We start from the raw sequence: 23,691 nt of genomic DNA, 5'->3' as shown, positions 1-23,691 counted from the left end.
AGAAGCGGCTTTCCGCAGTCCAATTCCTGCCATCTTTCGGTGGCGAAGATAGTCTTCCGGAAGGCTCTCTCCAAATCACGGTTTCTTACTCTGTGTTACCGCCGAGCGGCGTCGCGCGGCAACGGTAACGCCTTGATTATCCTTCATAAACAAACGGCGCGGATGGGTGGTGAAAAACCCTTCCGCGCCGTTTTGTTAACGAGCGTTTACGCCTCAGTTCGCCTGCCGGCGAAGGAATGCGGGAATCTCGAGCTGGTCGTCCTCATGAGTCGCGCGCGCCTGCGGCGTGAGCCGGCCCTGGTCATCGAGCTGGCCGCGACGCGGGGCGTAGACCTGCGGGTCCTGGCTGCCGAGGCGACGCGCCTCGGGTGCCGGCTGGCGCAGTCTGGGCTCGCGCGGCTGCGCCGGCTCGAGCCGTGCCGGCTCCTCCTCGCGGCGGGTCAGGCCGACCGTCAGCCGCTTGAGCAGGCCGATCGGACCGCGATCCTCCTGCTCGGCAGGACGGGCCTTGGCTTCCGCCTCCGCCTTCACCATCGGCGGAAAGTCTTCGACCCTGGGCATGCGCGGGGCGGCGGCAGCCGGCTGCGGCGCCGGGGCCTGACGCTGCACGGCTTCGACCGGCTGAGCGGCAACAGGCTGCAGGACGACAGGCTGCATCTCCTCGGCCATCTGGACCGGCGCGGCCGGCTGCGGCGCCGGCTGGCGGACCGCGACGGGCTCCGGCTGCTGCGCCTGGAACAGCTTGCTCTGCGGCCGGAAGTCCTCGGCCGCAGCAGGCTGCGGACGCGCCGCCGCCGTCGCGGCGTTCTGTTCGGCCATGCGGATCGCCTCGGCGACCGGGTCGGCAGCACGCATGTCGGCGCGCGGCGCTTCCGCCGGGGCGACCCTGCCGTCCGCGACCGGACGCGGCTGCGGCTTCGGCGGCGCCTGGCGGATGGCGATCGGCGCCTGTGCCATCTGCTCGGCCGACTTGTCGATGCCGGTCGCCACCACGGACACGCGGATCACGCCCTCGAGTTCTTCGTCGAAGGTGGCGCCGAGGATGATGTTGGCATCCTGATCCACTTCCTCGCGGATGCGGGTCGCAGCCTCGTCGACCTCGAACAGCGTCAGGTCGCGGCCGCCGGTGATCGAGATCAGCAGGCCCTTGGCGCCGCGCATCGAGGTCTCGTCGAGCAGCGGGTTGGAGATCGCGGCTTCCGCCGCCGCCATCGCCCTGCCCTCGCCGGAGGCCTCGCCGGTGCCCATCATCGCCTTGCCCATCTCGCGCATGACGGAGCGCACGTCGGCGAAGTCGAGGTTGATCAGGCCTTCCTTGACCATCAGGTCGGTGATGCAGGCGACGCCCGAATAGAGCACCTGGTCGGCCATGGCGAAGGCGTCGGCGAAGGTGGTCTTGTCATTGGCGAGCCGGAACAGATTCTGGTTCGGAATGACGATCAGCGTATCGACGCTCTTCTGCAGCTCCTCGATGCCGAAGTCAGCGGTCTTCATGCGGCGCTGGCCTTCGAAATGGAACGGCTTGGTGACGACGCCGACGGTGAGGATGCCCTTTTCGCGGGCCGCCCTGGCGACCACCGGGGCAGCGCCGGTGCCGGTGCCACCACCCATGCCGGCGGTGACGAAGCACATATGCGTGTTGGAGAGGTGGTCGACGATCTCGTCGATGCACTCCTCGGCGGCGGCGCGGCCGACTTCCGGCTGCGAGCCGGCGCCGAGGCCTTCGGTGACATGCGCGCCGAGCTGGATCAGCCGCTCGGACTTCGACATGGTGAGCGCCTGCGCGTCGGTGTTCGCAACAACGAAATCGACGCCGCGAAGACCCGCCGTGATCATGTTGTTGACGGCATTGCCGCCGCCACCCCCGACGCCGAACACGGTGATCCGGGGCTTGAGCTCGGTGATGTCCGGTCTCTGGAGATTAATGGGCATTTCTTTCGTCCTCTGCCTTCCTGCCGCATCGCCGCCGCGGCTGTTTCTGGGGCTTGCCCCGCCGAATACTAGAAACTGTCTCTCAACCACTGACCCATGCGCTGCAGCCGGCCGCCCGTCCCGCTCATGCGCAATCTCGTGTTGCCGCTGATTCTGTCGTCCTCGAAACTGGCGACCTGCGGATAAATCATCAAGCCGACCGCAGCCGAAAAAGCCGGCCCCTTGGCAGCTTCGGGCAAGCTTGCCACGCCGAGCGGGCGTCCCACCCGGACATTGCGGCCTAAAATGCGTCGCGCCGCGTCCGGCAGCCCGGCAAGCTGGCTGGCGCCGCCGGTCAGCACCACGCGCTTACCCACGACATTGCCGTAGCCCGACTTGTTCAACCGGTCGCGCAGCAGCTCCAGCGTCTCTTCGACGCGGGCCCGGATGATGCGCGTCATCACCGAGCGCGGCACCTGCAGATGGATGTCGGTCTCGTCTCCGCCGATCGGCTGCACCGTCACGATGTCCCGATCGTCGGCACTGCCCGGCAGCGCCGAGCCATGCATGACCTTCAGGCGTTCGGCATCGTCGAAGCTCGTGGACAGGCCCTTGGCCATGTCGAGCGTCACATGCGTGCCGCCGATGGCGATCGCATCCGCATGCACGAACTTGCCGTCGGCGAAGACCGAGATCGTCGTCGTGCCGCCACCCATGTCGATACAGGCCGCGCCCATTTCGAGCTCGTCGTCGACCAGCGCGGCAAGGCCGCTGGCATAAGGCGTCGCCACCAGTCGCTCGACCGACAGGTGCGAGCGGTTGACGCAGAGCTCGAGGTTGCGCTGCGGCGCGGCGTCGCCGGTGAGCACATGCATGTCGACGCCGAGCGTCTCGCCGACCATGCCGCGCGGATCGCGCACGCCGCGCTCGGCATCGAGCGAGAATGCGACGGGCAGCGCGTGCACCACCTCGCGCTCGGCCTTCAGCGCCTGCTTGGCGCCGGCGGCGAGCACCCGCCTTATGTCGCCCTCGTCGACCTCATGGCCGCCGAGATTGACGGTGGCGGAATAGGCATGGCTCTTGAGACGCCCCGAGGTCAGATTGACGAGAAGGGAATCGACGGTCAGTCCCGACATGCGCTCGGCCGCGTCGACGGCGAGCCGGATCGCCTGCTCGGCGCGGTCGAGATCGACGACCACGCCCGACTTCACGCCGTGCGACTTCTGATGGCCGATCCCGATCACCCTGATCTTGTGGGTGCGGCCGCGCAGCAGCTGGCTGGGCTCGCAGGGCTTCAGCTGGGCGACCACGCAGCAGATCTTGCTCGAGCCGACATCGAGCACGGTGACGATGCCGGATTTGCGCTGGCTGCCGTCCTTCTGTCCGCCAAGCCAACTCATATGCGCTTCTCCGGCTTGGATTTCTTCTTGCCGGCATTGGCGATATCGGCCTGCCGGCTTTCGGCCGCCTCGGGCGTGAGCTGCAGCACCAGGCGGTCGGAAAACCTGAGATCGATGGCCGCCAGCTGGCGCTTGAACAGGCTCTGCTCCCGTTCCATGCGCAAAAGCGCCGCGACCGCCGCATCCACTCCAGCCTCGGGCAGCCTAACGGTCATGCCATTGTCCAGCCGCAGATCCCAGCGACGGCCGGCGACCAGGATGTAGCCCTTCACGCGCGCGGCGAGATCGGGATATTTCGCCATCTCGTCGACAAAGGCCGCCGCGCGTTCCGCCGCCCCGGCCCCGACGACGAGCGGCAGATCGGCATGGCGCCCGCCGGTGAACGGCACGATCACATTGCCCTTCCTGCCGATGATGGAGAGCTGGTTGTCGTGCTGCCAGATGGCGAAGGGCTCGCGCTCGGTGATGCGGATTTCGAGCGTCTCCGGATAGACCTTGCGCACGGAGGCGACCTCGACCCAGGGAAGCGCCGCGACACGGTCCCGCGCATCGTCGACGTCGAAGCCGATCAGCGAGGTCCAGCCGGTCAGGTCGAGCTTTTCGAGGATGTCGATCTCGGACGTTTCGCGATGCCCGACGACCCTCACCTGGTCGACAGCAAAGCCGGTGCGCGCGGTAACCGCCTGCGCCACTTCCAGCATCCGGCCACCGACATAGGTTCCGTAAACACCGGTGACGGCGAACAGCGCCGCCGTCGCCATGGTTGCAGCAAAGCGCGGCGGGACGAAGTCGCCGGTGCCGAGCCGCGCGAACAGCCTGACCGGCCGCCGCAGCCAGCGCGGCAGCACGAAGCGGTCAGCCTGCGAGGAGGCGCCCGGCACGCCCGCCGCCCTCCTGCCCTGCCCCGCCCTCAACGCGAACACGACGCGTCCTCCACCATCCAACTCAACAATTCACCGAAGGAATGGCCCGCTTCAGCGGCAATCTCCGGTACGAGCGACGTCGGCGTCATGCCGGGCTGGGTATTGACCTCCAGCCACACGACCTCGCCATTTTCGGAATGGCGATCGTCGTAGCGGAAATCCGACCGGGAGACGCCCCGGCAGCCGATTGCTTGATGAGCCTTGAGGGCCAGTGTCTGTATCTTTTGGTAAATATTTAGTGAAATTTTAGCGGGAACGACGTGTTTTGATCCGCCCGGCGCATATTTCGAGTCGTAATCGTAGAAGGAATGGCCGGTCGGCACGATCTCGCAGACGCCGAGCGCCACATCGCCCATGACGGCGCAGGTGAGCTCGCGCCCGTGGACGTAGCGCTCGACCATGACGCGGTCGCCATATTTCCAATCCGGCGAGGAGATGACCTGCGGCGGGAAGGATTGCCCCTCCTTGACGATCACGACGCCGAAGCTCGACCCCTCATTGACCGGCTTCACGACATAGGGCGGCTTCATCGGATGCTGGTTCTGGATGGCATGGCGATCCATGATCCGCGATTCCGCAACAGGAATCCCCGCTGCCCTAGCGATTTTCTTCGCCTGCTCCTTGTCCATGGCCAGCGCCGAGGCGAGCACACCGGAATGCGTGTAGGGAATGGAGAGGAACTCCAGCACACCCTGGATGGTCCCATCTTCGCCGAACGGCCCGTGCAGCGCATTGAAGGCGACGTCCGGCTTGAGCTCGGCCAGCACCGCGCCGATGTCACGGCCGACATCGACCCGGGTAACCCTGTAGCCCGCCGCCTCCAGCGCATCGGCGCAGGCATTGCCCGACGAAAGAGACACGGGCCGCTCCGACGAGAAACCGCCATGGAGAACAGCAACGTGCTTTTTCGACATACTCCGCAATCCCCTCGAGCGCTACGCACCACCATCGCGTCCGGACAGAGTCCCGGCCGTTCCGGCGAGCCTCCTCGCCAGCTACGCACCACACGACTCAAATCAGGAAACGCTTTCAAGCCAAAGAATCAGACCATGGATTCCGTGGCAAGCATTGATTTCCGGGAAATCGAAATTCGTGACTTCCTGACAGAAATTCGCCGGCCGACTATGGCATTTTGGACTCACCGCAGGTTGCGGCTGGTACCTGATCGCGATGCTGCGGCGGACGCCACCCACGCTGCATTCGCTCACGACCGCGGCAGGCGCCGCAGAAGCGGCCTCTGCCCGACGATCATCTTTTCGGTCGCCTCTTGAGGTCGGAACCAGGCCGCGCGATCGACTTCGGGAAAGGACTGAATCCGGCCGCTGCGTGGTGGCCATTCCAGTTCGAACGCATTGCTCTGAAGGGTATTTACATCGAAGTCGCCCTCCGCTGCGAAGGCGGTCACCACTTTGCCACCGCCCTGGCGGACCGTTCCGAGCGGGGCAAGATCGCCGTCGAGCGTCCATCCCGTCTCCTCGGTGAATTCCCGGCGCGCCACGGCTTCCGGGTCCTCGCTCTCGACATACTCGCCCTTTGGGATCGACCAGGCACCCAGATCCTTCAGGCGCCAGAAAGGGCCGCCGGGATGCACCAGCAGCACCTCCACCGCACCAGCGGTCCGCCGGTAAACGAGAACGCCTGCGCTCAGCTTCGCCATTTGGCATTCCTTCCGCTCGCGCATGGCGGGAAAGGAGAGTTCAAAGGCCCCCGGGAGCCAGCGACTATGTAACCGGGAAACGTCCCGGCGGCCTACAACAACTGCCCCAAAAACTCCTGCACCTCATGCCCGGGCTTGAAGCGGCCGATGCGCTTGATCTCCCAATGCAGCCGTATTCCGGACGTTTCGAGAACCCGCGCCCGTACCGTTTCGCCCAAAAATTCGAGGTCGTAGCCGGTGGCGTTGCCGGTGTTGATCATGAAGTTGCAATGCATCGGCGACATCTGCGCCCCACCGATCATCAAGCCGCGGCAGCCGGCCTTGTCGATCTCCTTCCACGCCGAGGTTCCTTCGGGATTCTTGAAGGTCGATCCCCCGGTCTTCTCGCGTATCGGCTGCACCGTCTCGCGGTGATGCTGCACCGCGTCCATCGCCGCCTTGATGGCGTCGCGCTCCTCGGCAAAACCCTCGAACAACGCCGATGTGAAGATCAGCTCGGCAGGCGCCGAGGAATATCGATAGGCATAGCCCATATCGGCATTGGACAGCTTGTGGACCTTGCCCTTGCGGTCGAGTGCCCGCACCTCGACGACGCGCTCGCGCGTCTCGACGCCGTTGGCACCGGCATTCATGCGCAGCGCTCCGCCGATGGCGCCGGGAATGCCGTGATAGAAATGAAAGCCGCCGATGCCCGCCTCAAGCGCCAGCGCCGCGACGCGCTTGTCCGGAGTGGCCGCCCCGGCGCGGATGCGCGTCGGCGCAGCCAGTTCCGCCTCGCCGAAACCCTTGGCCGACAGCCGCACCACGAAGCCGGGGATGCCGCCTTCGCGCACCAGCAGATTGGAGCCGATGCCGACGACGGTGATCGGGATTTCCTCGGGCACGGCCTTCAGGAAGGTGGCAAGGTCCTTCTCGTCGGCCGGCTGGAACAGCGCATCGGCGGTGCCGCCGGCGCGGAACCAGGTGATCTTGTCCATCTCCGCATCGGCGGTAATACGGCCACGCAGGCCGGCAAGCCTGTCGCCGAGGCCGGCAAGAAGATCCTGGCCGCGCGTCATGCCGCCTCGCCGCCCAGTTCCCCGGGCAGGGCGTAGGCCCATTGCGTGATGTTGCCGGCGCCGAGGAAGACGACGAAGTCGCCCGGCCTGGCGAGTTCGCGCACCACGGGCGCCACCGCCGCCGGCCCCTCGATGTAGCGGGCGTCGCGATGGCCGCCGGCGCGGATGCGCTGCGCCAGGGTTTCCGAATTGACGCCTTCGATCGGGTCCTCGCCCGCCGCATAGACAGGCGCCACGAGGATGGTGTCGGCATCGTTGAAGCAGGCGGAAAAATCGTCGAACAGATCGCGCAGCCGCGTGAAGCGGTGCGGCTGGGTGATGGCGATCACCCTGCCTTCGGTCGCCTCGCGCGCCGCCCGCAGCACCGCCTTGATCTCGACCGGGTGATGGCCGTAGTCGTCGAAGATGCGCACCCCGTTCCACGTGCCGGTCGGCGTGAAACGGCGCTTGACGCCGCCGAAGGTCGACAGGCCCTTGCGGATGGCATCGGCGGAGAGGCCGAGTTCGTATGCGACGGCAATCGCGGCAGTGGCGTTCGACACGTTGTGGCGGCCGGGCATCGGCAGGAGCAAATCCGGGATCGCCGTATCCGCGCCCGTCTTGCGGTTGCGGATGATCACGTCGAACAGCGACGAGCCATTGGTCATGCGGTGCCGGCTGAAGCGCACGTCTGCCTGCGCGTTCTCGCCGTAGGTGATGACCCTGCGGTCCTCGATGCGGCCGACCAGCGTCTGCACTTCCGGATGGTCGGTGCACATGACGCCGAAGCCGTAGAACGGCACGTTCTCGACGAACTGCCGGAACGCCTCGCGCACCTTGTCGAAGCTGCCATAGTGGTCGAGGTGCTCGGGATCGATGTTGGTGACGACGGCAATGTCGGCGGGCAGCTTCAGGAAGGTGCCGTCGCTCTCGTCGGCCTCCACCACCATCCAGTCGCCGGCGCCCATGCGGGCATTGGTGCCGTAGGCGTTGATGATGCCGCCGTTGATGACCGTCGGGTCGAGCCCGCCGGCATCGAGCAGCGCCGCCACCATGGAGGTGGTGGTCGTCTTGCCATGCGTGCCGCCGATGGCGACGGCCTGACGGAAGCGCATCAGCTCGGCCAGCATCTCGGCGCGCCGCACGATCGGCAGCAGTTTTTCGCGCGCCGCCATCAACTCGGGATTGGACTTCTTGATCGCCGTCGACACGACGACCACCTCGGCATCGCCAAGATTCTCGGCGCGGTGGCCGACGAAGCACTCGATGCCGTTGTCGCGCAGCCGCTGCACATTGGCGCCGTCGGCCTGGTCGGAGCCCTGCACGCGGTAGCCGAGATTGCGCAGCACTTCGGCGATGCCGCTCATGCCGATGCCGCCAATGCCGATGAAATGCACCGGTCCGATGCTCTGCGGCATCTTCATGAGCGCGCTCCCTGTCCGAATTCGCTTGTCGTCCTCCCTTCGGCAATAGCCTCTGTGAGGTCGGCGAGCAACCGCGCCGCATCCGGTTTGCCGGCTGACTTCGCGGCAGATGCCATAGCGGAGAGCCGCGCCGGGTCGTCCATCAGCCCGCCGATCAGCTCGGCGATGCGCTCCGCCGACAACGTCGCCTGGGGGTGCACTTCCGCCCCACCCACCGCAGCCAACGCCGCTGCATTGGCCGCCTGGTCGTGGTCGAGCGCATGCGGAAAGGGCACCAGCAGCGCCGGCCGGCCGATAACGGCGATCTCCGAGACCGTCGAGGCGCCGGAACGCGACATGACGAGATGGGCGGCGGCGATGCGCGCCGCCATGTCGGTGAAGAAGGGCGAGATTTCGGCCGGAACGCCCAGATCCGCATAAGCCTGCCTGACCTGCTCGGCGTCCTCCTTGCGGGCCTGCTGCACGACGCTCAGCCGCCTGCATTGACCCTCGGAGAGTTTCGCGATCGCCGCGGGGACCGCCTCCGAGAAGAACTGCGCGCCCTGGCTGCCGCCGAACACCAGCAGCCGGAACGGTCCTCCGACTTGCGGAGCATCATACGGCTGCCTTGCCGCCTCCAGCACGGCCGGGCGGACGGGATTGCCGGTGGCAACGATCTTCGCCGCGACGCCGCTGTCGCCTTTTTCGAGGAAACCGCCGGCGATCGCGTCGACGCGGCCTGCCAGCGCCTTGTTGGCGCGCCCCATCACCGCGTTCTGCTCGTGGATCAGCGTCGGCACCTTGCGGCGGGTCGCGGCATAGAGCGGCGGCACGGTCGGATAGCCGCCGAAGCCGATGACGACGGCAGGCTTGATCCTGCCGATCACCGCGGAGGCCTGGCGCACGCCTCGCCAGATCGTCCAGAAGGCGCGAAGCAGCGCCACCGGGTTGCGGGCTCCGATGGTCGCCGAGGCGATCGGATGGACGGCTTCGGCCGGAAAGCTGCCGGCATAACGCTCGGCGCGGCCGTCGGTCGCCAGATGCACCGACCAGCCGCGCGCCGCCAGTTCGTGGGCCAGCGCCTCGGCAGGAAAGAGATGGCCACCCGTTCCCCCGGCAGCCAGCAGGATCGTCCCCTTCGCCATGCTATTCGGCGGGCAGAGCGTGCCGCGCCATCATGGCGATCCCGGGTCGCTTGCGCCCTTCAGGCTTCTTGCGCGTCAGCGCCAGCACCATGCCCATCGACACGGCGACTGCGATCAGCGACGAGCCGCCATAGGAGATGAAGGGCAGCGTCATGCCCTTGGCCGGCATCATCTGCAGGTTCACGCCCATGTTGATGATCGACTGGAAGCCGAACACGGCGACCAGGCCGGACACGGCATAGCGGGTAAAATCGTCCTGCTCCCTCAGCGCCGTTTTCAAGCCCCGAAGCACCACGAAGGCGAACAGCGCCATGATTAGGAAACACATGATCAATCCGTATTCCTCGCCGGCCACCGCGAACACGAAATCGGCATGGCTGTCCGGGATCATCTTCTTGTAGACGCCCTCGCCCGGACCGACGCCGAACCATCTGCCGTTGAGCAACGCGTCGAGCGCCATATCCACCTGATACCTGTCGCCCTCGCCGGTCAGGAAGCGGTCGATGCGGCCGGCGAAATGGTCGAAGGTCACATAGGCGCCGAACACGCCCACGACCGCCAGGGAGCCGATGCCGATGATCCAGAACCATGGCATGCCGGCCATGAAGAACATCACGCCCCAGGTGCTGATCGTCAGGATCGTCTGGCCGAGGTCGGGCTGCAGCACCAGCAGCGCCACCACGAGGCAGAGCAACAGCAGCGCCAGCAGGTTGCCGGGAATGTGCGGGTTGCGCGCCTTCTCCGCGAACAGCCAGGCACAGATGATGACGAAGGCCGGCTTCATGAACTCGGACGGCTGAACGGACACGCCGAAGAGCGATACCCAACGGTGTGCGCCCTTCACCTCGACGCCGATGTAGAGCACCGCGACCATGAGCAGCAGCGCGCCACCGAGCATGACGACGGCGAGCCGCCGGACCTCCCGCGGCGTGAGGAAGGACACGGCGAGCATCGCCGCCAGCGCCGGGATCATGTAGACGATCTGCCGGGTGGCGAAATGGAAGCTGTCGAGGCCGATGCGCTCGGCCACCGCCGGGCTGGCCGCGAAGGACAGCAGGATGCCCAGGCCCATCAGCGACAGGAATGCGGCGAGGAACCAGCGGTCGATCGTCCGCCACCAGACGGCGACCGGGCTGCGGTCCAGACGGCTGCTCTGCATCAGCATGTCCCTCCGATGGGCACAATGTCGGGAATGGCGTGCACGGCGGCCCGGAAGGCATCGCCGCGCACCTCGAAGTTGCGGAACTGGTCGAAGCTGGCGCAGGCCGGCGAAAGCAGGACGACGGCTTCGCCGGCCGCGTCCTCCGCCGCGTCGCGCGCCGCGTGCTCGACGGCCGCGGCCAGCGTTCCGGAGATCTCGTAAGGCACCGCTTCGCCGAGCGTCGCGGAAAAGGCGGGAGCGGCCTCGCCGATCAGATAGGCCTTGGCGATGCGGCCGAAATAGGATCGCAGCGGCTCGATGCCGCCCTCCTTCGGCAGGCCGCCGGCGATCCAGTAGATGCGCGGGAAGCTGGAGAGTGCCGGCGCCGAAGCATCGGCATTGGTCGCCTTGGAATCGTTGACGAAAAGCACGTTGCCCTTGCGGCCCACCTGCTCCATGCGGTGGGCAAGGCCCGGAAAGCTCTCCAGCCCGGACTGAATCTCGCCAAGATCGAGCCCGACCTTCAGACAGGCCGCGACCGCGGCGAGCGCATTCTGCGCATTGTGCTGGCCGCGCAGCGAGCCGATGCCCTCGAGGAAGGCGATGCGGCTGTAGCGGCCGTCGATCGCTTCCATCAGGCTGGTGCCGTCGGCAAAGTAGCCGTCGGGCAGCGGCAGCCGCTTGGAGATGCGCACCACCTGCCTGCCGGCCTTTTCCAGCCGGTCCGCGATCTGGGTGCAGTAGATGTCGTCGACGCCGATGATGGCGGTGTCGCTGCCCGAGACCAGCCGCTCCTTGATCGCCGCGTAGTGCTGCATGGTGCCGTGGCGGTCGAGATGGTCGGGCGTCAGGTTAAGCAGGACGCCGGCCGTTGGGTTGATCGAGGGGGCAAGGTCGATCTGGTAGGACGAGCACTCGACCACGTAGAAGCGGTCGGCGGCGAGCGGATCGAGCGTCATCACGGCGCGGCCGATATTGCCGCCCATCTGGGTGTCGCGGCCGGCCGACCTCAGGATATGCGCGGTGAGCGCGGTGGTGGTCGACTTGCCGTTGGTCCCGGTGATGGCGACGAAAGGCGCAGCAGGTGCCTGGGCAATGCGCTCGCGGGCGAACAGTTCGACATCGCCGATGACCTCGACGCCGGCGCCGCGCGCCAGCTCGACCGTCCAGTGCGGCTTGGGATGGGTCAGCGGCACGCCCGGCGACAGCACGAAGCTGGAAAAACCGCTCCAGTCGGCGGCGCGCAGGTCGCCGACCGCGATGGCCTCGACCTCGGCGCGCGCCACGCTCTCCGGATTGTCGTCCCAGGCGAGCACCTCCGCCCCGCCCTCGACCAGGGCGCGGCCGGTGGCGATGCCCGAGCCGCCGAGCCCGAACAGCGCGACCTTCTTTCCGGCAAAGGAGCGGGCTGGAATCATCCTGGGCTACCGCAGCTTGAGGCTGGAAAGGCCGACCAGCGCCAGGATCACGGCGATGATCCAGAAGCGGATCACGACCTGGCTTTCCGTCCAGCCGAGCTTTTCGAAATGGTGGTGGATCGGCGCCATCAGGAACACCCGCTTGCCGGTCATCTTGAAGAAGCCGACCTGGATGATGACCGACAGCGCTTCCATGACGAACAGCCCGCCGATGATGGCAAGCACGATCTCGTGCTTGGTGGCCACGGCGATCGTGCCGATCAGGCCGCCCAGCGCCAGCGAGCCGGTGTCGCCCATGAAGATCGCCGCCGGCGGGGCATTGAACCAGAGAAAACCGAGCCCGGCCCCAATGACCGCGCCGAGGATGACGGCGAGCTCGCCGGTGCCGGGCACGAAGTGGATCTGCAGGTAGTCGGCGAACACGGCGTTGCCCGACAGGTAAGCGATGACGCCGAACGAGGCGGCCGCGATCATGATCGGCACGATGGCGAGCCCGTCCAGGCCGTCGGTGAGGTTCACCGCATTGCCTGCGCCCACCACGACCAGGCAGGCGAACGGAATGAAGAACCAGCCGAGGTTGAGCAGAAAATCCTTGATGAACGGAAAGGTGAGCGAGGAGGAGAACGGCGCCTGGCCGTTCTGCATGATCACCCAGGCGGCAATCGCGGCGATGACGAACTCGATGCCGAGCCGCGCCCGGCCGGAGAGACCGAGATGCGACTGCTTCGTCACTTTGAGGTAGTCGTCGTAGAAGCCGATCGCGCCGAAGCCGAGCGTCACCAGCAGCACCACCCAGACATAGACGCTGGTAACGTTGGCCCACAGCAGGGTCGAGCCGACGATGCCGGAGATGATCATCAGGCCGCCCATGGTGGGCGTGCCGGCCTTCTTGAAATGCGTCTGCGGCCCGTCGGCGCGGATCGGCTGGCCCTTGCCCTGGCGTATCCGCAGCGAGTCGATGATGCGCGGCCCGAAGATGAAGACCAGCAGCGCCGCCGTGATCAGCGCACCGCCAGTCCGGAAGGTGATGTAGCGGAAGATGTTGAAGACCGAGACATGGTCGGAAAAACTGACGAGAAGCGTGAGCATGCGTCCCCCGGAGCCCGCGGTCAGGTTGGTTTCTGGCCGCCGGCTTGCGCCGGGAACCGGTTGAGGAGCGCTTCGACCAGCTTCGAGAAGCCGATCCCCTTGGAAGATTTGACCATGACCACGTCGCCGGGCCGGACCGCGTCCAGCAGGATCGGCTTCAGATCGTCGACGCTCGGGCGGTATTCCTTGCGAATGTCGCCGGGCAGCGTGTCGGCAAGGTTCTTCATCTGCGGCCCGGCCATCAGCACGATGTCGGTGTGCGTCTCCGAGATCACCCGGGCGAGCCCGGCATGCAGTTTCGCCGAGTGGCTGCCGAGCTCCAGCATGTCGCCGAGGACGGCGATGCGCCGGCCTTCGGCCGTAACCGGCGTCGCCTCGAGCAGCTCGATCGCCGCCTTCATGGAGGCCGGATTGGCGTTGTAGCTCTCGTCGATCAGCGTGAAGGCGCCGCTCTCCGTGCCGAGCCGATGCTGCCGGCCGCGGCCGGTCTCCGGAACGAGCTCCGCCAGCGCGGCGACAACGGCCTTGAGGTCGGCGCCGACCAGCCGCGCCGCGCCGAGCACCGCGAGCGCGTTCTGGACGAAGTGCCGCCCTGGCGCCCCGACCCGCGCCTCGATCTCCTTGCCGCCGATCTTGACGGAGATCAGCGAGTGGTCGGCGGCGAGTTCGCATTTGGTCAGCCGCACCTGGGCGCGCGCGTTCTCGCCGAAGCCGACGACGTTCTTGACGCCGGCGTCGCGCGCCAGCCGCTCCAGCAGCTTCCAGCGCCCGTCGTCGCGGTTGAGCAGGGCGTAGCCGTTCGGCTCGATCCCCTCGAAGATCTCGGCCTTGGCGCGGGCGATCTCGTCGAGGCTGTTGAAGAAACCGAGATGGGCGGCGGCGATCAAGGTGACGATGGCGACATGCGGACGCACCATCTTCACCAGCGGCCGGATCTCGCCGGGATGGTTCATGCCGATCTCGAAGACGGCGTAGTCGCAATCGGCCGGCATGCGCGCCAGCGTCAGCGGCACGCCCCAGTGATTGTTGAAGGACTTGTCGGACGCATGCACCTTGCCTGCCGCCGACAGCACGTGCCGCAGCGCTTCCTTGGTGGTGGTCTTGCCGACCGAGCCGGTGACGGCGATGATTTTCGCCTTGCTTCGCGCCCGCGCCGCCATTCCCGCCTTTTCGAGGGCGACGAGCACGTCCGGCACCACGATCATCGGCACCGTCAGCCTCCCGAGCGCCGGCAGCTTGCCTTGCGCCACGACGAGCAGGGCCGCCCCCGCCTTGATCGCGGCGGTGGCGAAGTCGTGGCCGTCCATCGCCTCGCCCTTGATGGCGAAGAACGCATCGCCCGGCCGCAGCGTGCGGCTGTCGATCGAGATGCCGCCGATCCCGCCGGGCATCGCGCCGACCGGACGACCGTCCATCGCCGCGATCAGCTCCTCGCTCGTCCACAGCAGGCTCATGCGGCGCGCTCCCGGAGAGCCTTGCGCACCTCCTCGTGGTCGGAGAACGGCAGCGTTTCCGCCCCGATGGTCTGGCCCTCCTCGTGGCCCTTGCCGGCGACGATCAGCGTATCCCCGGCCTTGAGCATGTCGACGGCCGCACGGATCGCCTCGTGCCGATCGCCGATCTCGATGGCGCCCGGCGCGGCGGCGAGGATGGCGGCACGGATATCGGCCGGCACCTCGGAGCGCGGATTGTCGTCGGTGACGATCGTCACGTCGGCCAGCCGGGTCGCGATTTCGCCCATGATCGGGCGCTTGCCGCGGTCGCGGTCGCCACCGCAGCCGAACACCACGATAACCCGCCCGGTGGTGAACGGCCGGACGGAGGACAGCACGTTCTCCAGAGCTTCGGGCTTGTGGGCATAGTCGACATAGACCGGCGCGCCATTGGCCGCCGTCCCGACGAGATCGAGGCGACCCGGTGCGCCCTTCAGTTTCTCCAGCGCCTTCAGGGCTTTGGAAGCATCGGTTCCGGTGGCGATGGCGAGCCCGGCGGCGACCAGCGCGTTGTAGATCTGGAAATCGCCGGCGAGCGGCAGGTCGATCTCGTGGATCACGCCGGCATGCTCGATCTCGGCACGCTGGCGGTAGCGCTCGTGCTCCACCCGCTTCAGCGTCAGGAAATCGCCGTGGCGGCCGACGGTATGCACGGCAAGGCCTGCGGCCCGCGCCGCCTCGATCGTCGGGGCGGAATAGGCGTCGTCGGCAAAGATGACGGCCGGCGCCCCCCTGGGCAGCAGCGTGTCGAACAGCCTGAGCTTGGCCGCGAGATAATCCTCCACGGTCGGATGGTAGTCCATGTGGTCGCGGCCGAGATTGGTGAAGGCGCCGGCGGCGAGCCGCACGCCGTCCAGCCGCCGCTGGACGAGGCCGTGGCTGGAGGCCTCCATCGCCGCGTGGTCGACGCCGGCCGCCGCGAGCTCGGCGAGCAACATGTGCAGCGCGATCGGATCGGGCGTCGTCAGCGAGCCGTAGTCGTTGCGGCCGGGCGCGATGACGCCGGTCGTGCCGATGCTTGCGGCGCGAAATCCGACCTGCTCCCAGATCTGGCGCGTGAAGGAAACGACCGAGGTCTTGCCGCTGGTGCCAGTCACCGCGACCATCGTCTGCGGCTGGCGGCCGTAAAAACGCGCCGCGATCCGCGCCAGCGCCAAGCGTGGGTCGTCCACGGGTATGACGGGCACGGCCAGCCGAGCCGGCGCGGTCTGCCTGCCTGTGATCACCGCCACGGCTCCCCGTGCTTCGGCATCCGCGGCAAAAGCCGAGCCGTCCGCCTTCACCCCGGGCACGGCCACGAAGATCATTCCCGGCCGGACCGCGCGCGAATCCGAGGTTATGCCGGCCACTTCCAGGTCTGCGGGCAAGCCCGGCGCGACGGGAAGAACAGCGGCGAGGTCGGCGAGCTTCATCTTTTCTTCGTTGTTCTTTGCGGCCTGCGTAAACAAACGGCGCGCTTTGCCGGCGCGCCAGGGAATCACTGCGTCGAGACCAGCGTTGCCTCGCCTTCTTGTCCGAATTCGGGCTTCACGCCAAGCAGGGAAGCCGAACGGCGGATGATGTTGGCAACGATCGGCGCGGCGTTCAGACCCGACGTGGCGGCCATGCCCGGCTTTTCTGGTTTCGGCTCGTCTACGACGGAGAGTACAATGTATTGCGGGTCGTCCATGGGAAACGCCGCCACGAAGGCGTTGAAGCGCACGTTCTTGGCGTAACGCCCGTTGACCACCTTCTCGGCCGTCCCGGTCTTGCCGCCGACGCGATAGCCGGGAACCTGCGCCCGCGCACCCGAACCGCCCGAACCCTTGGTGGCGTTCAGCTTGTAGAGATAGCGCATCGATTCCACCGTGTAGTCGGAAACGACCTTTTGGCCGACGGCATCAGCTTCGTCTTCGGAACGCGGCAGGAAGGTCGGCGGCAGCAGCTTGCCGCTCATCAGCGCGGCTGCGCCGACGGCGGTCTGCAATGGCGTCGTCGTGAAGCCGTGACCGAAGGCGGCGGTGATCGAATGCACCTTCTTCCATATCCTCGGCTCGGTCGGCCGCGCCACCTCCGGCAACTCCGTCTGCATGCGGTCGAGCAGGCCGAGACGGTGCAGGAACTCGCGATGTCCCTCGATGCCGACCACGTCCGCCTCGCGCGCCGAGCCGATGTTGGAGGAATAGATGAAGACCTCCGGCACGCTGAGCACCCTGCCCTTGCCGTGGAAGTCGCGGATAGTCTGGCGGCCGATGGTGATCGGTCGGGTGGCGTCGAAGCGGCTCTCCAGCGTCACCTTGCCGGAATCCAGCGCCATCGCCGTGGTGAAGCTCTTGATGGTCGAACCCATCTCGTAGACGCCGGCCGACATGCGGTTCAGGCGGTCCTTGTCGAGAGCGTTGAAGGGGTTGTTGGGATCGAAATCGGGCACCGACGCCATCGCCAGGACTTCGCCGGTCTTGACGTTGAGGACGACCGCGCCGGCGGCGATGGCGTGGTAACGCTCCATCGCCCGCACGATCTCGTCGCGCACGATGTGCTGCACACGCAGGTCGATCGACAGCCGCACCGGCTGCAGGTCCCCGGCCACGGCGAGACCGGTGGCCTGCAGGTCGGCAAAACCCTGGTCGTCGATGTACTTCTCCAGGCCGGCGATGCCCTTGTTGTCGATATTGGTGAGGCCGAGGATGTGCGAGGCGGTCGGGCCGCCGGGATAGAAGCGCCGCTTCTCGGTGCGGAAGCCGATGCCGGGCAGGCCGAGCGCCATGATGTCGGCCTGCTGGCGCGGCGTGAGCTGCCGCTTCAGCCAGACGAAGCCCGATCCGCTCTTCAGCTTATGGTAGGTCTGCTCCACCTGCAGGTCGGGCAGCACGGTCGACAGCTTTTCGATCACCTCGTCGGCGTCGACGATGCGGCGCGGCTCGGCGAACAGCGAGGCCGTCTTGATGTCGGTCGCCAGCACCTGGCCGTTGCGATCGACGATGTCGGGCCGCGAGGCGGTGACCCGCGCCACCGGACCGGAGCCGTTGTCTGGCTCAATCAGGCCAAAATAGACCAGCCGTCCGGCGATGGCCGCGTAGATGCCGAAGAAGACGGCCATGGTCATGATGACCCGCGTCCGCGCCCGCCCGCCGGTCGCCATGCGGGCACCGTCGACGACGATCGCGGCGGTCGAGCTTGCGGCGGCGGCCGCTTTCCTGCGCCAGAACTTCATCATTGCCGCACCGCACCCGTCGTCGTTTCGTCCATGCCGTCGTCGGGCAGGTCGAAGGCCTGACCGATGATGTCCGTGATTTCCAGCGGCCGGATCGGAATCTCGTCGACCCGCGCGAACTGGCGCGCGTCGGTCGGCTGCAGCTTGAGGTCGGCCTCATAGGTCTCGGTGAGCTTCTGCAGACGCGAGGGCTGCGTGAGCAGGCTCCAGTCCGCCTTGAGCAGCACGATCGAATCCTCTTCCAGGCGGATCTGCTGCTCCAGCTTGCGCACCAGCGTGAGCTGGTCCTCGGCGACCTGCTTGGTCTTGTAAGTGAAGGCGGCGGCCGAAACCATGACCGCGATCAGCACCATGTCGCTTGTCCGGAACATCGTTACCTCTCTGGCCGCAGATCGGGGAGCTTCGGCAGGCCGAACAGGCCGAGATCGGCGGGGCGCGCCGACGCAGTGGTGCGGACCGCCGCCCGCAGCTTCGCCGATCGCGCCCGCGGATTGGCGGCGATTTCGGCTTCGCCGGGCGCCACCGCGCCGCCGCGCTTGTCGAAGGTCGCCACCACGGCGTGTTTCTGCGGCAGATGCCGCGAGCCGGCGGGCGCCGAGGACCGGTCGGCGATGAAGCGCTTGACGATGCGGTCCTCCAGCGAATGGAAGGTGACGACGACCAGCCGGCCGCCCGGCTTCAGCACCCGCTCGGCGGCGATGAGCGCCAGTGCCAGCTCGCCCAGTTCGTCGTTCACATAGATGCGCAGCGCCTGGAAGACGCGGGTCGCCGGATGGATCTTTTCACGCGGCGGGAAGCCGACGAGATCGGCGATCGACTGGGCGAGATCCGTGGTGCGCAGGAACGGCCTTTCAGCCCGCCGCCGCTCGATCATGCGGGCGATGCGGCCGGCATGCCGCTCCTCGCCGAGCAGGCCGAAGATGCGGGTGAGGTCGCCGGCCATGAAACGGTTGACGACATCGGCGGCCGACGGGCCCGCCTGCGCCATGCGCATGTCGAGCGGCCCGTCGGCACGGAAGGAGAAACCGCGTCCGGCCTGGTCGACCTGCATGGAGGAGATGCCGATGTCGAGCACGACGCCGTCGACCGCCTCTGCATGCTCGTCCAGGGACGAGAACGGCGCCTCGACCAGCCTCAGCCGGCCGCCGGCCGCCGCCTCCAGCGCCTTGCCCGCGGCGATCGCGTCGGGGTCGCGGTCGATCGCCACCACCGATGCGCCGCGATCGAGGATCGCCCTCGTATACCCACCCGCGCCGAACGTGCCGTCGACGATCACCTGGCCCGCTGCCGGCTGCAGCGCCTCCAGCACCTCGGCGAGAAGAACCGGAACATGGCGGGCCGGTCCGCCAACCGCGAAGTCGCCTTCGCCGTGGCCCGCCATCATTCCGGCGCCCCCGCACCAACGGATTGCGGAACTTGCCTGAGTCTCAGCAACCTGTCCCGCACGACCTTGCCATGCGCCTCGAAGCGGCCCGGCTCCCATATCTGAAAGAAGGCGCCGCGACCGACAAAGACCGCTTCCGTCGTGATGCCCGTATGGGCGCGGATGAAGTCGCTCATCGTGATGCGGCCGTCCTGGTCGATCTTCAAAAACGTCCCGTCGCCATGGACGAAGAAGGACATATCGTCGGCAGCGCCCTGGAAGGGGTCCTCCTGCGCGATGCGCTGCTCGTAGCGGTCGAGCAGGTCGAGCCCGCCGACGTCCATGGCCGGCGCATCGAGCGCCCGCAGCGCATAGAGATCGCAATAGCCCCGCTTCTGCACGACCGCGCGGAAATGCGCCGGCACGGAGACGCGCCCCTTCGCATCGATCCTGTTCACGGCGTTCGACAGAAAGCGATCCATCATCCGAAACGTCCGCCGCGCCCCACTCGCACTCCTGGCGGCCACCGACCGGACCGCCGCATCTCAGCACCCGAATCCCGCGCGCAAAGCCGCCCGGACGCGGCAAAAGCCCACCGCCGGCCGCCGAACGCATCGACGCCGCCACCCTTCCCCGCGCAACTTCGTGAATATCGAAATGGGATATCATGGGGCAATATGGGCGTCAACGGGAGCAATCTCGAAACCGGAGCCGGAATCAGCGAAGCGAAGGCATTTCCGGCCCTTGCGCCTTTATCGTCCATTAAGCCTAACGAAGGGTTATTGCGGGGTTGCGGCCTCGTGCTTGCCCAGACAACCGGATGGCGGACAACCGCCCGGCCAGTTCTTAGCCAGGCAACGAAAGTGACCGAACACCCACCCGCAGTTGCGCAGATTATCAGAGCCCGAATTCCTTCAGGAGTCGTTGATCTTGCTTGCGCCGCCATCTTTCCGGACCAACGTCTGCCATCCGCCAAACAAACGATCCATTCCAATGCAACATTGACTTGCGCAGTATGTATTTGGCATACGTCAGAGTGGGTATGTTTGGGGACAAATCTGTGCCGATGCCGCCGGAGGCAGGCGCGATCAATTCCATGACCCGATGCAGCTTGCCGGACATTCGTGTCGCGGCACAGGATTTCGCGAAGCACGGCAGAGCCGGTGCTCACCGTGACCGCACGAGAGGGCAAGCATGGCAACGTATGTTCTGACCGCCGGCGACGACAAGATCACCGGGACCGCAGATGCGGACACGTTCAAGGGCAACGTGCAAGGAAAAATCGGCGGAGTTGATACATTAAAGGGCGAAGGGGGAAATGACACATTTTTGCTAGGAGAGTACGGACAATTCAATCAAAATGATCGAGTTTCTGTTGATGGTGGAGAAGGAACCGATACAATATTACTTTTCAAAAGATACAGTCCTGACGATTTTTTTCTTGTGAAGAACGTTGAACTTCTTGATATTGCAACAATAAGTATAAGCACTTCTACAGAATTTCTTTCTTTGTTTCAAAAAATATTTAGCTCATATACAGCTAATAATTACATAAGGATCAATCTTTACAGCAATGGAAATCCCATCGACTTTTCGTCGCGGATTGCCGATGGGCAGAAAATAAGCGTAGATGGCGAATACTCAGAATACGGGCTTGGCATAATCGCAACAAAGGCAGACGACATAATTTCAGGCTCATCCTTCGATGATAATATAGATGGCTTCGACGGAAACGATCTAATTTATTTTTCAGAGGGAAAGGACAATTTGGCAGGAGGTAGTGGCGATGACACGTTTTCAACTCTTTTGACGTATTCAATAAAGAGCGCCGTTGATGGAGGGGAAGGATTCGATACATTCGTAGCGTCCGATGCTTATATTCCAGAGTACTCGGTAAAAAACGTCGAGCTACTTATTGCAGAGGGCATTATTTCAACAGAAATTGGATTTTTACTGTCGTTTGAAAGAGTAAACTTGAATGAGATTCAGGAGATACAGCTCGTCGGGGCGGGCGGTGCGTTCGATTTTTCCAAGACCAAAACTGTACCAAGCGGAATAGATACTTCTGCAGCAAATGCTACTTCCGGCGTTGAATTAATAGGAACCGCTCATTTCGACAGAATAGTCGGCACCAAATTTGCTGACACCCTCCACGGAAAGGGGGGCGGCGATGTTCTTAATGGTGGCGGCGGCAACGACGTGCTCATCGGGGGTACAGGTTCTAACCATCTCGACGGAGGGTTAGGTACGGACACCGCCTCTTATGTGGACAGCAGCAGCGGCGTCGTGGCAAGTCTTGGTGATCTGGACGACATCGACATTACCACAGACGACAGCTATTTCTCTGTGGAGAATCTGAATGGATCTTTGTTCAGTGATCGGCTGTATGGCAGTGCTCAGGCCAACACGATCCTTGGCCACTCGGGCAACGACATCATCGATGGCATAGTCGGTGACGACAAACTTTTTGGCGGCGACGGCAATGATACCCTGATAGGCGGCGGCGGTGCGGACTACCTGAGCGGCGGTACCGGCATCGACACTGCCAGCTATCTCCATGCTTCGGCTGGTTTGGTCGTGAGCCTCACCGATCCCTCGACAAACACCGGCGACGCCGCAGGCGACACCTACAATTCCATCGAAAACCTCGCCAGTTCCGCCTTCAGCGATCGGCTCGAAGGCAATGCCGGCATCAACACTATTTTCGGCGAGGCCGGCAACGACGTCATCGCCGGACTGGGCGGCAGCGACAAGCTGTCGGGCGGAGATGGCAACGACACGCTCTCAGGCGGCGTCGGCGCGGATTATCTCAGCGGTGGTGCCGGTACCGACACGGCGTCCTATGAAGCCTCAGCAACAGCGATACGTTTGAATCTCGCCGACCCATCCAAGAACGCCGGAGAAGCCAAGGGCGATACTTTCAACTCGGTGGAGAACCTGAGAGGCTCGGCCTTCGACGATCGGCTGGAAGGCAATGCCGGCATCAACACTATTTTCGGCAACGCCGGCGACGACGTTATCGCAGGGCTCAGCGGCAGCGACAAACTGTCCGGCGGAGACGGCAACGACATCCTTAGCGGCGGCGTTGGTGCCGACTATCTGAGCGGCGGCCTCGGCATCGATATCGCCTCGTATCTCGGCGCTGCCGCAGGCGTGGTCGTGAGGCTCGGGGATGCCACGAACAATGCCGGCGAAGCGGCAGGCGACACCTACAATTCGATAGAGAACTTGTCAGGCTCGGTCTTCAACGACCAGCTCGAAGGCAATGCCGGCGTCAACGCCATCATCGGCAATGCCGGCAATGACGTCGTCGCCGGACTGGGCGGCAGCGACAAGCTGAGCGGCGACGACGGCAACGACACGCTCCTCGGCGGCCTCGGTGCCGACTATTTGAATGGTGGAACGGGCATCGATACCGCATCCTACCTTCATGCCGCCACGGGCGTGACTGCCGCTCTGGGCAACATTGCGCTCAACACCGGTGAAGCAGCCGGCGACACCTATTCTTCCGTCGAGAATCTGGCTGGCTCCGCCTACGCCGACCGACTGAACGGCAACCACGGCGTCAACTCCATTGCCGGCAATGCCGGAGACGATACCATCAAGGCATATGACGGCGACGACAAGCTGTTGGGCGGCGACGGCAACGACATCCTCATCGGCGACGACGGCGCCGACTACCTGAGCGGCGGTCTGGGCATAGACACCGCATCTTACGCCGGCGCCTCCTCCGGCGTGCACGCCAGTCTCTCCGATCCCACGCAGAACTCCGGAAGTGCAGCCGGCGATTCGTACAACTCGATCGAGAACCTCGTTGGTTCACAGGAGGACGATATCCTGACAGGCAACGCAGGTGCGAACACGCTCTTTGGCGGCAGCGGGTATGACACGCTGAACGGTGGTACCGGTGCCGACCTGCTTATCGGCGGAGCCGGGAACGACGAGGCATCCTACGAAACCGCAACAAGCGGCGTGCGCGCCAGCCTGGAAGATCAGTCGATCAACACAGGCGAAGCAGCGGGAGACAAATACAGCTCGGTCGAGGGACTGGTCGGCTCGAAATTCGCGGATTTTCTCTACGGGGCCGCATCCGCCGACTTTATCGTGGGCGGCGATGGCAATGACCTGATCAATGGGCGCCGCGGCACCGACATCGTGGTCGGCGGCGCCGGCAGCGACATTTTCGTGTTCGACACCGCTCTGAGCCAAATTACGAATGTCGACCTGATCAGAGATTTCGTCACAGCAGTGGACACTATCCAGCTGGACAATGCCATTTTCGATGCGATCCTGGGTACCGGCACGCTATCGGCCGATCAGTTCGTCGCCAATGCCAGCGGGACTGCGCAGGATGCCAGCCACCGGATCATCTACGAGATCGACGAGGGCAGGCTTTTTTACGACGCTGACGGCAATGGCGCAGGCGAGAGCGTGATATTCACCGTCCTCGATAATGCACCTGCTTTAAGCCACGCGGATTTCGTGATTGTCTGATATCCCAGGCATGGGTGTCCCGCC

Annotated in this window: 19 protein-coding genes; 1 reads left to right on the top strand and 18 read right to left on the bottom strand. The window is 65.3% G+C overall.

Annotated features, from left to right (window positions below; translation table 11 throughout):
* Positions 1-213: 213 nt before the first annotated feature.
* The 18 genes from ftsZ to C7I84_RS29620 all read right to left on the bottom strand — a co-directional run bounded on the left by ftsZ (position 214) and on the right by C7I84_RS29620 (position 20,295).
* Positions 214-1,932 carry a cell division protein FtsZ gene (ftsZ, locus tag C7I84_RS04485; RefSeq protein WP_106770935.1) on the bottom strand — a complete coding sequence of 573 codons (1,719 nt, stop codon included), beginning with the start codon at positions 1,930-1,932 and terminating at the stop codon, positions 214-216.
* Positions 1,933-2,000: 68 nt separating this feature from the next.
* Positions 2,001-3,311 (bottom strand): cell division protein FtsA, encoded by a 1,311-nt coding sequence (ftsA, locus tag C7I84_RS04480; protein WP_106770934.1) that lies wholly within the window; start codon positions 3,309-3,311, stop codon positions 2,001-2,003.
* Positions 3,308-4,234 (bottom strand): cell division protein FtsQ/DivIB, encoded by a 927-nt coding sequence (locus C7I84_RS04475; RefSeq protein ID WP_106770933.1) that lies wholly within the window; start codon positions 4,232-4,234, stop codon positions 3,308-3,310. Before C7I84_RS04475 ends, ftsA begins: the two co-directional genes overlap by 4 nt.
* Positions 4,222-5,148, bottom strand: coding sequence for a D-alanine--D-alanine ligase (locus C7I84_RS04470; RefSeq protein WP_106770932.1), 927 nt, complete (start codon positions 5,146-5,148; stop codon positions 4,222-4,224). The genes C7I84_RS04475 and C7I84_RS04470 overlap by 13 nt, the downstream gene beginning before the upstream one ends.
* Positions 5,149-5,438: 290 nt before the next feature.
* Complete coding sequence (locus tag C7I84_RS04465; RefSeq protein ID WP_106770931.1) at positions 5,439-5,891, bottom strand: NUDIX hydrolase; 453 nt, start codon at positions 5,889-5,891, stop codon at positions 5,439-5,441.
* A gap of 92 nt (positions 5,892-5,983) precedes the next feature.
* Positions 5,984-6,949: a UDP-N-acetylmuramate dehydrogenase gene (gene murB, locus C7I84_RS04460; RefSeq protein WP_106770930.1), complete on the bottom strand. Its 966-nt coding sequence runs from the start codon at positions 6,947-6,949 to the stop codon at positions 5,984-5,986.
* Positions 6,946-8,352 carry a UDP-N-acetylmuramate--L-alanine ligase gene (murC, locus tag C7I84_RS04455; protein ID WP_106770929.1) on the bottom strand — a complete coding sequence of 469 codons (1,407 nt, stop codon included), beginning with the start codon at positions 8,350-8,352 and terminating at the stop codon, positions 6,946-6,948. The genes murB and murC overlap by 4 nt, the downstream gene beginning before the upstream one ends.
* The gene (murG, locus tag C7I84_RS04450; protein WP_106770928.1) at positions 8,349-9,476 is read right to left on the bottom strand and encodes an undecaprenyldiphospho-muramoylpentapeptide beta-N-acetylglucosaminyltransferase; all 1,128 of its coding nucleotides are present in this window, start codon (positions 9,474-9,476) and stop codon (positions 8,349-8,351) included. Before murG ends, murC begins: the two co-directional genes overlap by 4 nt.
* A gap of 1 nt (position 9,477) precedes the next feature.
* Positions 9,478-10,635 (bottom strand): putative lipid II flippase FtsW, encoded by a 1,158-nt coding sequence (gene ftsW / locus C7I84_RS04445; RefSeq protein WP_106770999.1) that lies wholly within the window; start codon positions 10,633-10,635, stop codon positions 9,478-9,480.
* Positions 10,635-12,035 carry a UDP-N-acetylmuramoyl-L-alanine--D-glutamate ligase gene (gene murD, locus C7I84_RS04440; protein WP_106770927.1) on the bottom strand — a complete coding sequence of 467 codons (1,401 nt, stop codon included), beginning with the start codon at positions 12,033-12,035 and terminating at the stop codon, positions 10,635-10,637. The genes ftsW and murD overlap by 1 nt, the downstream gene beginning before the upstream one ends.
* A gap of 6 nt (positions 12,036-12,041) precedes the next feature.
* Positions 12,042-13,124, bottom strand: coding sequence for a phospho-N-acetylmuramoyl-pentapeptide-transferase (gene mraY / locus C7I84_RS04435; RefSeq protein ID WP_106770926.1), 1,083 nt, complete (start codon positions 13,122-13,124; stop codon positions 12,042-12,044).
* A 20-nt stretch (positions 13,125-13,144) separates the two neighbouring features.
* The gene (locus C7I84_RS04430; RefSeq protein ID WP_106770925.1) at positions 13,145-14,578 is read right to left on the bottom strand and encodes a UDP-N-acetylmuramoylalanyl-D-glutamyl-2,6-diaminopimelate--D-alanyl-D-alanine ligase; all 1,434 of its coding nucleotides are present in this window, start codon (positions 14,576-14,578) and stop codon (positions 13,145-13,147) included.
* Complete coding sequence (locus C7I84_RS04425) at positions 14,575-16,029, bottom strand: UDP-N-acetylmuramoyl-L-alanyl-D-glutamate--2,6-diaminopimelate ligase (RefSeq protein ID WP_106770998.1); 1,455 nt, start codon at positions 16,027-16,029, stop codon at positions 14,575-14,577. Before C7I84_RS04425 ends, C7I84_RS04430 begins: the two co-directional genes overlap by 4 nt.
* 65 nt (positions 16,030-16,094) lie before the next feature.
* Positions 16,095-17,813 carry a peptidoglycan D,D-transpeptidase FtsI family protein gene (locus C7I84_RS04420; protein WP_106770924.1) on the bottom strand — a complete coding sequence of 573 codons (1,719 nt, stop codon included), beginning with the start codon at positions 17,811-17,813 and terminating at the stop codon, positions 16,095-16,097.
* Complete coding sequence (gene ftsL / locus C7I84_RS04415; RefSeq protein ID WP_106770923.1) at positions 17,810-18,181, bottom strand: cell division protein FtsL; 372 nt, start codon at positions 18,179-18,181, stop codon at positions 17,810-17,812. The genes C7I84_RS04420 and ftsL overlap by 4 nt, the downstream gene beginning before the upstream one ends.
* 2 nt (positions 18,182-18,183) lie before the next feature.
* Complete coding sequence (gene rsmH / locus C7I84_RS04410) at positions 18,184-19,194, bottom strand: 16S rRNA (cytosine(1402)-N(4))-methyltransferase RsmH (protein ID WP_106770922.1); 1,011 nt, start codon at positions 19,192-19,194, stop codon at positions 18,184-18,186.
* Positions 19,191-19,655, bottom strand: coding sequence for a division/cell wall cluster transcriptional repressor MraZ (gene mraZ / locus C7I84_RS04405; protein ID WP_106770997.1), 465 nt, complete (start codon positions 19,653-19,655; stop codon positions 19,191-19,193). The genes rsmH and mraZ overlap by 4 nt, the downstream gene beginning before the upstream one ends.
* 415 nt (positions 19,656-20,070) lie before the next feature.
* Entirely contained in the window at positions 20,071-20,295 is a 225-nt protein-coding gene (locus tag C7I84_RS29620; RefSeq protein WP_133170056.1) for a hypothetical protein, read from the bottom strand.
* Positions 20,296-20,367: 72 nt separating this feature from the next.
* Between C7I84_RS29620 and C7I84_RS29495 the strand changes: the two genes are divergently transcribed.
* Entirely contained in the window at positions 20,368-23,667 is a 3,300-nt protein-coding gene (locus tag C7I84_RS29495; protein ID WP_120785109.1) for a calcium-binding protein, read from the top strand.
* Positions 23,668-23,691: the final 24 nt, after the last annotated feature.

Source organism: Kumtagia ephedrae (genome assembly GCF_003012745.1).
Classification (GTDB): domain Bacteria; phylum Pseudomonadota; class Alphaproteobacteria; order Rhizobiales; family Rhizobiaceae; genus Kumtagia; species Kumtagia ephedrae.
This window is presented reverse-complemented; position numbering and strand designations above follow the sequence as displayed.

What these genes read in the sequence shown, in the direction of transcription:
- ftsZ (WP_106770935.1), bottom strand. Translation starts at nt 1,932, where the DNA reads ATGCCCATTAATCTCCAGAGACCGGACATCACCGAGCTCAAGCCCCGG.
- ftsA (WP_106770934.1), bottom strand. Translation starts at nt 3,311, where the DNA reads ATGAGTTGGCTTGGCGGACAGAAGGACGGCAGCCAGCGCAAATCCGGC.
- C7I84_RS04470 (WP_106770932.1), bottom strand. Translation starts at nt 5,148, where the DNA reads ATGTCGAAAAAGCACGTTGCTGTTCTCCATGGCGGTTTCTCGTCGGAG.
- C7I84_RS04465 (WP_106770931.1), bottom strand. Translation starts at nt 5,891, where the DNA reads ATGGCGAAGCTGAGCGCAGGCGTTCTCGTTTACCGGCGGACCGCTGGT.
- murB (WP_106770930.1), bottom strand. Translation starts at nt 6,949, where the DNA reads ATGACGCGCGGCCAGGATCTTCTTGCCGGCCTCGGCGACAGGCTTGCC.
- murC (WP_106770929.1), bottom strand. Translation starts at nt 8,352, where the DNA reads ATGAAGATGCCGCAGAGCATCGGACCGGTGCATTTCATCGGCATTGGC.
- murG (WP_106770928.1), bottom strand. Translation starts at nt 9,476, where the DNA reads ATGGCGAAGGGGACGATCCTGCTGGCTGCCGGGGGAACGGGTGGCCAT.
- ftsW (WP_106770999.1), bottom strand. Translation starts at nt 10,635, where the DNA reads ATGCAGAGCAGCCGTCTGGACCGCAGCCCGGTCGCCGTCTGGTGGCGG.
- murD (WP_106770927.1), bottom strand. Translation starts at nt 12,035, where the DNA reads ATGATTCCAGCCCGCTCCTTTGCCGGAAAGAAGGTCGCGCTGTTCGGG.
- mraY (WP_106770926.1), bottom strand. Translation starts at nt 13,124, where the DNA reads ATGCTCACGCTTCTCGTCAGTTTTTCCGACCATGTCTCGGTCTTCAAC.
- C7I84_RS04430 (WP_106770925.1), bottom strand. Translation starts at nt 14,578, where the DNA reads ATGAGCCTGCTGTGGACGAGCGAGGAGCTGATCGCGGCGATGGACGGT.
- C7I84_RS04425 (WP_106770998.1), bottom strand. Translation starts at nt 16,029, where the DNA reads ATGAAGCTCGCCGACCTCGCCGCTGTTCTTCCCGTCGCGCCGGGCTTG.
- C7I84_RS04420 (WP_106770924.1), bottom strand. Translation starts at nt 17,813, where the DNA reads ATGATGAAGTTCTGGCGCAGGAAAGCGGCCGCCGCCGCAAGCTCGACC.
- ftsL (WP_106770923.1), bottom strand. Translation starts at nt 18,181, where the DNA reads ATGTTCCGGACAAGCGACATGGTGCTGATCGCGGTCATGGTTTCGGCC.
- rsmH (WP_106770922.1), bottom strand. Translation starts at nt 19,194, where the DNA reads ATGATGGCGGGCCACGGCGAAGGCGACTTCGCGGTTGGCGGACCGGCC.
- mraZ (WP_106770997.1), bottom strand. Translation starts at nt 19,655, where the DNA reads ATGGATCGCTTTCTGTCGAACGCCGTGAACAGGATCGATGCGAAGGGG.
- C7I84_RS29620 (WP_133170056.1), bottom strand. Translation starts at nt 20,295, where the DNA reads ATGTCCGGCAAGCTGCATCGGGTCATGGAATTGATCGCGCCTGCCTCC.
- C7I84_RS29495 (WP_120785109.1), top strand. Translation starts at nt 20,368, where the DNA reads ATGGCAACGTATGTTCTGACCGCCGGCGACGACAAGATCACCGGGACC.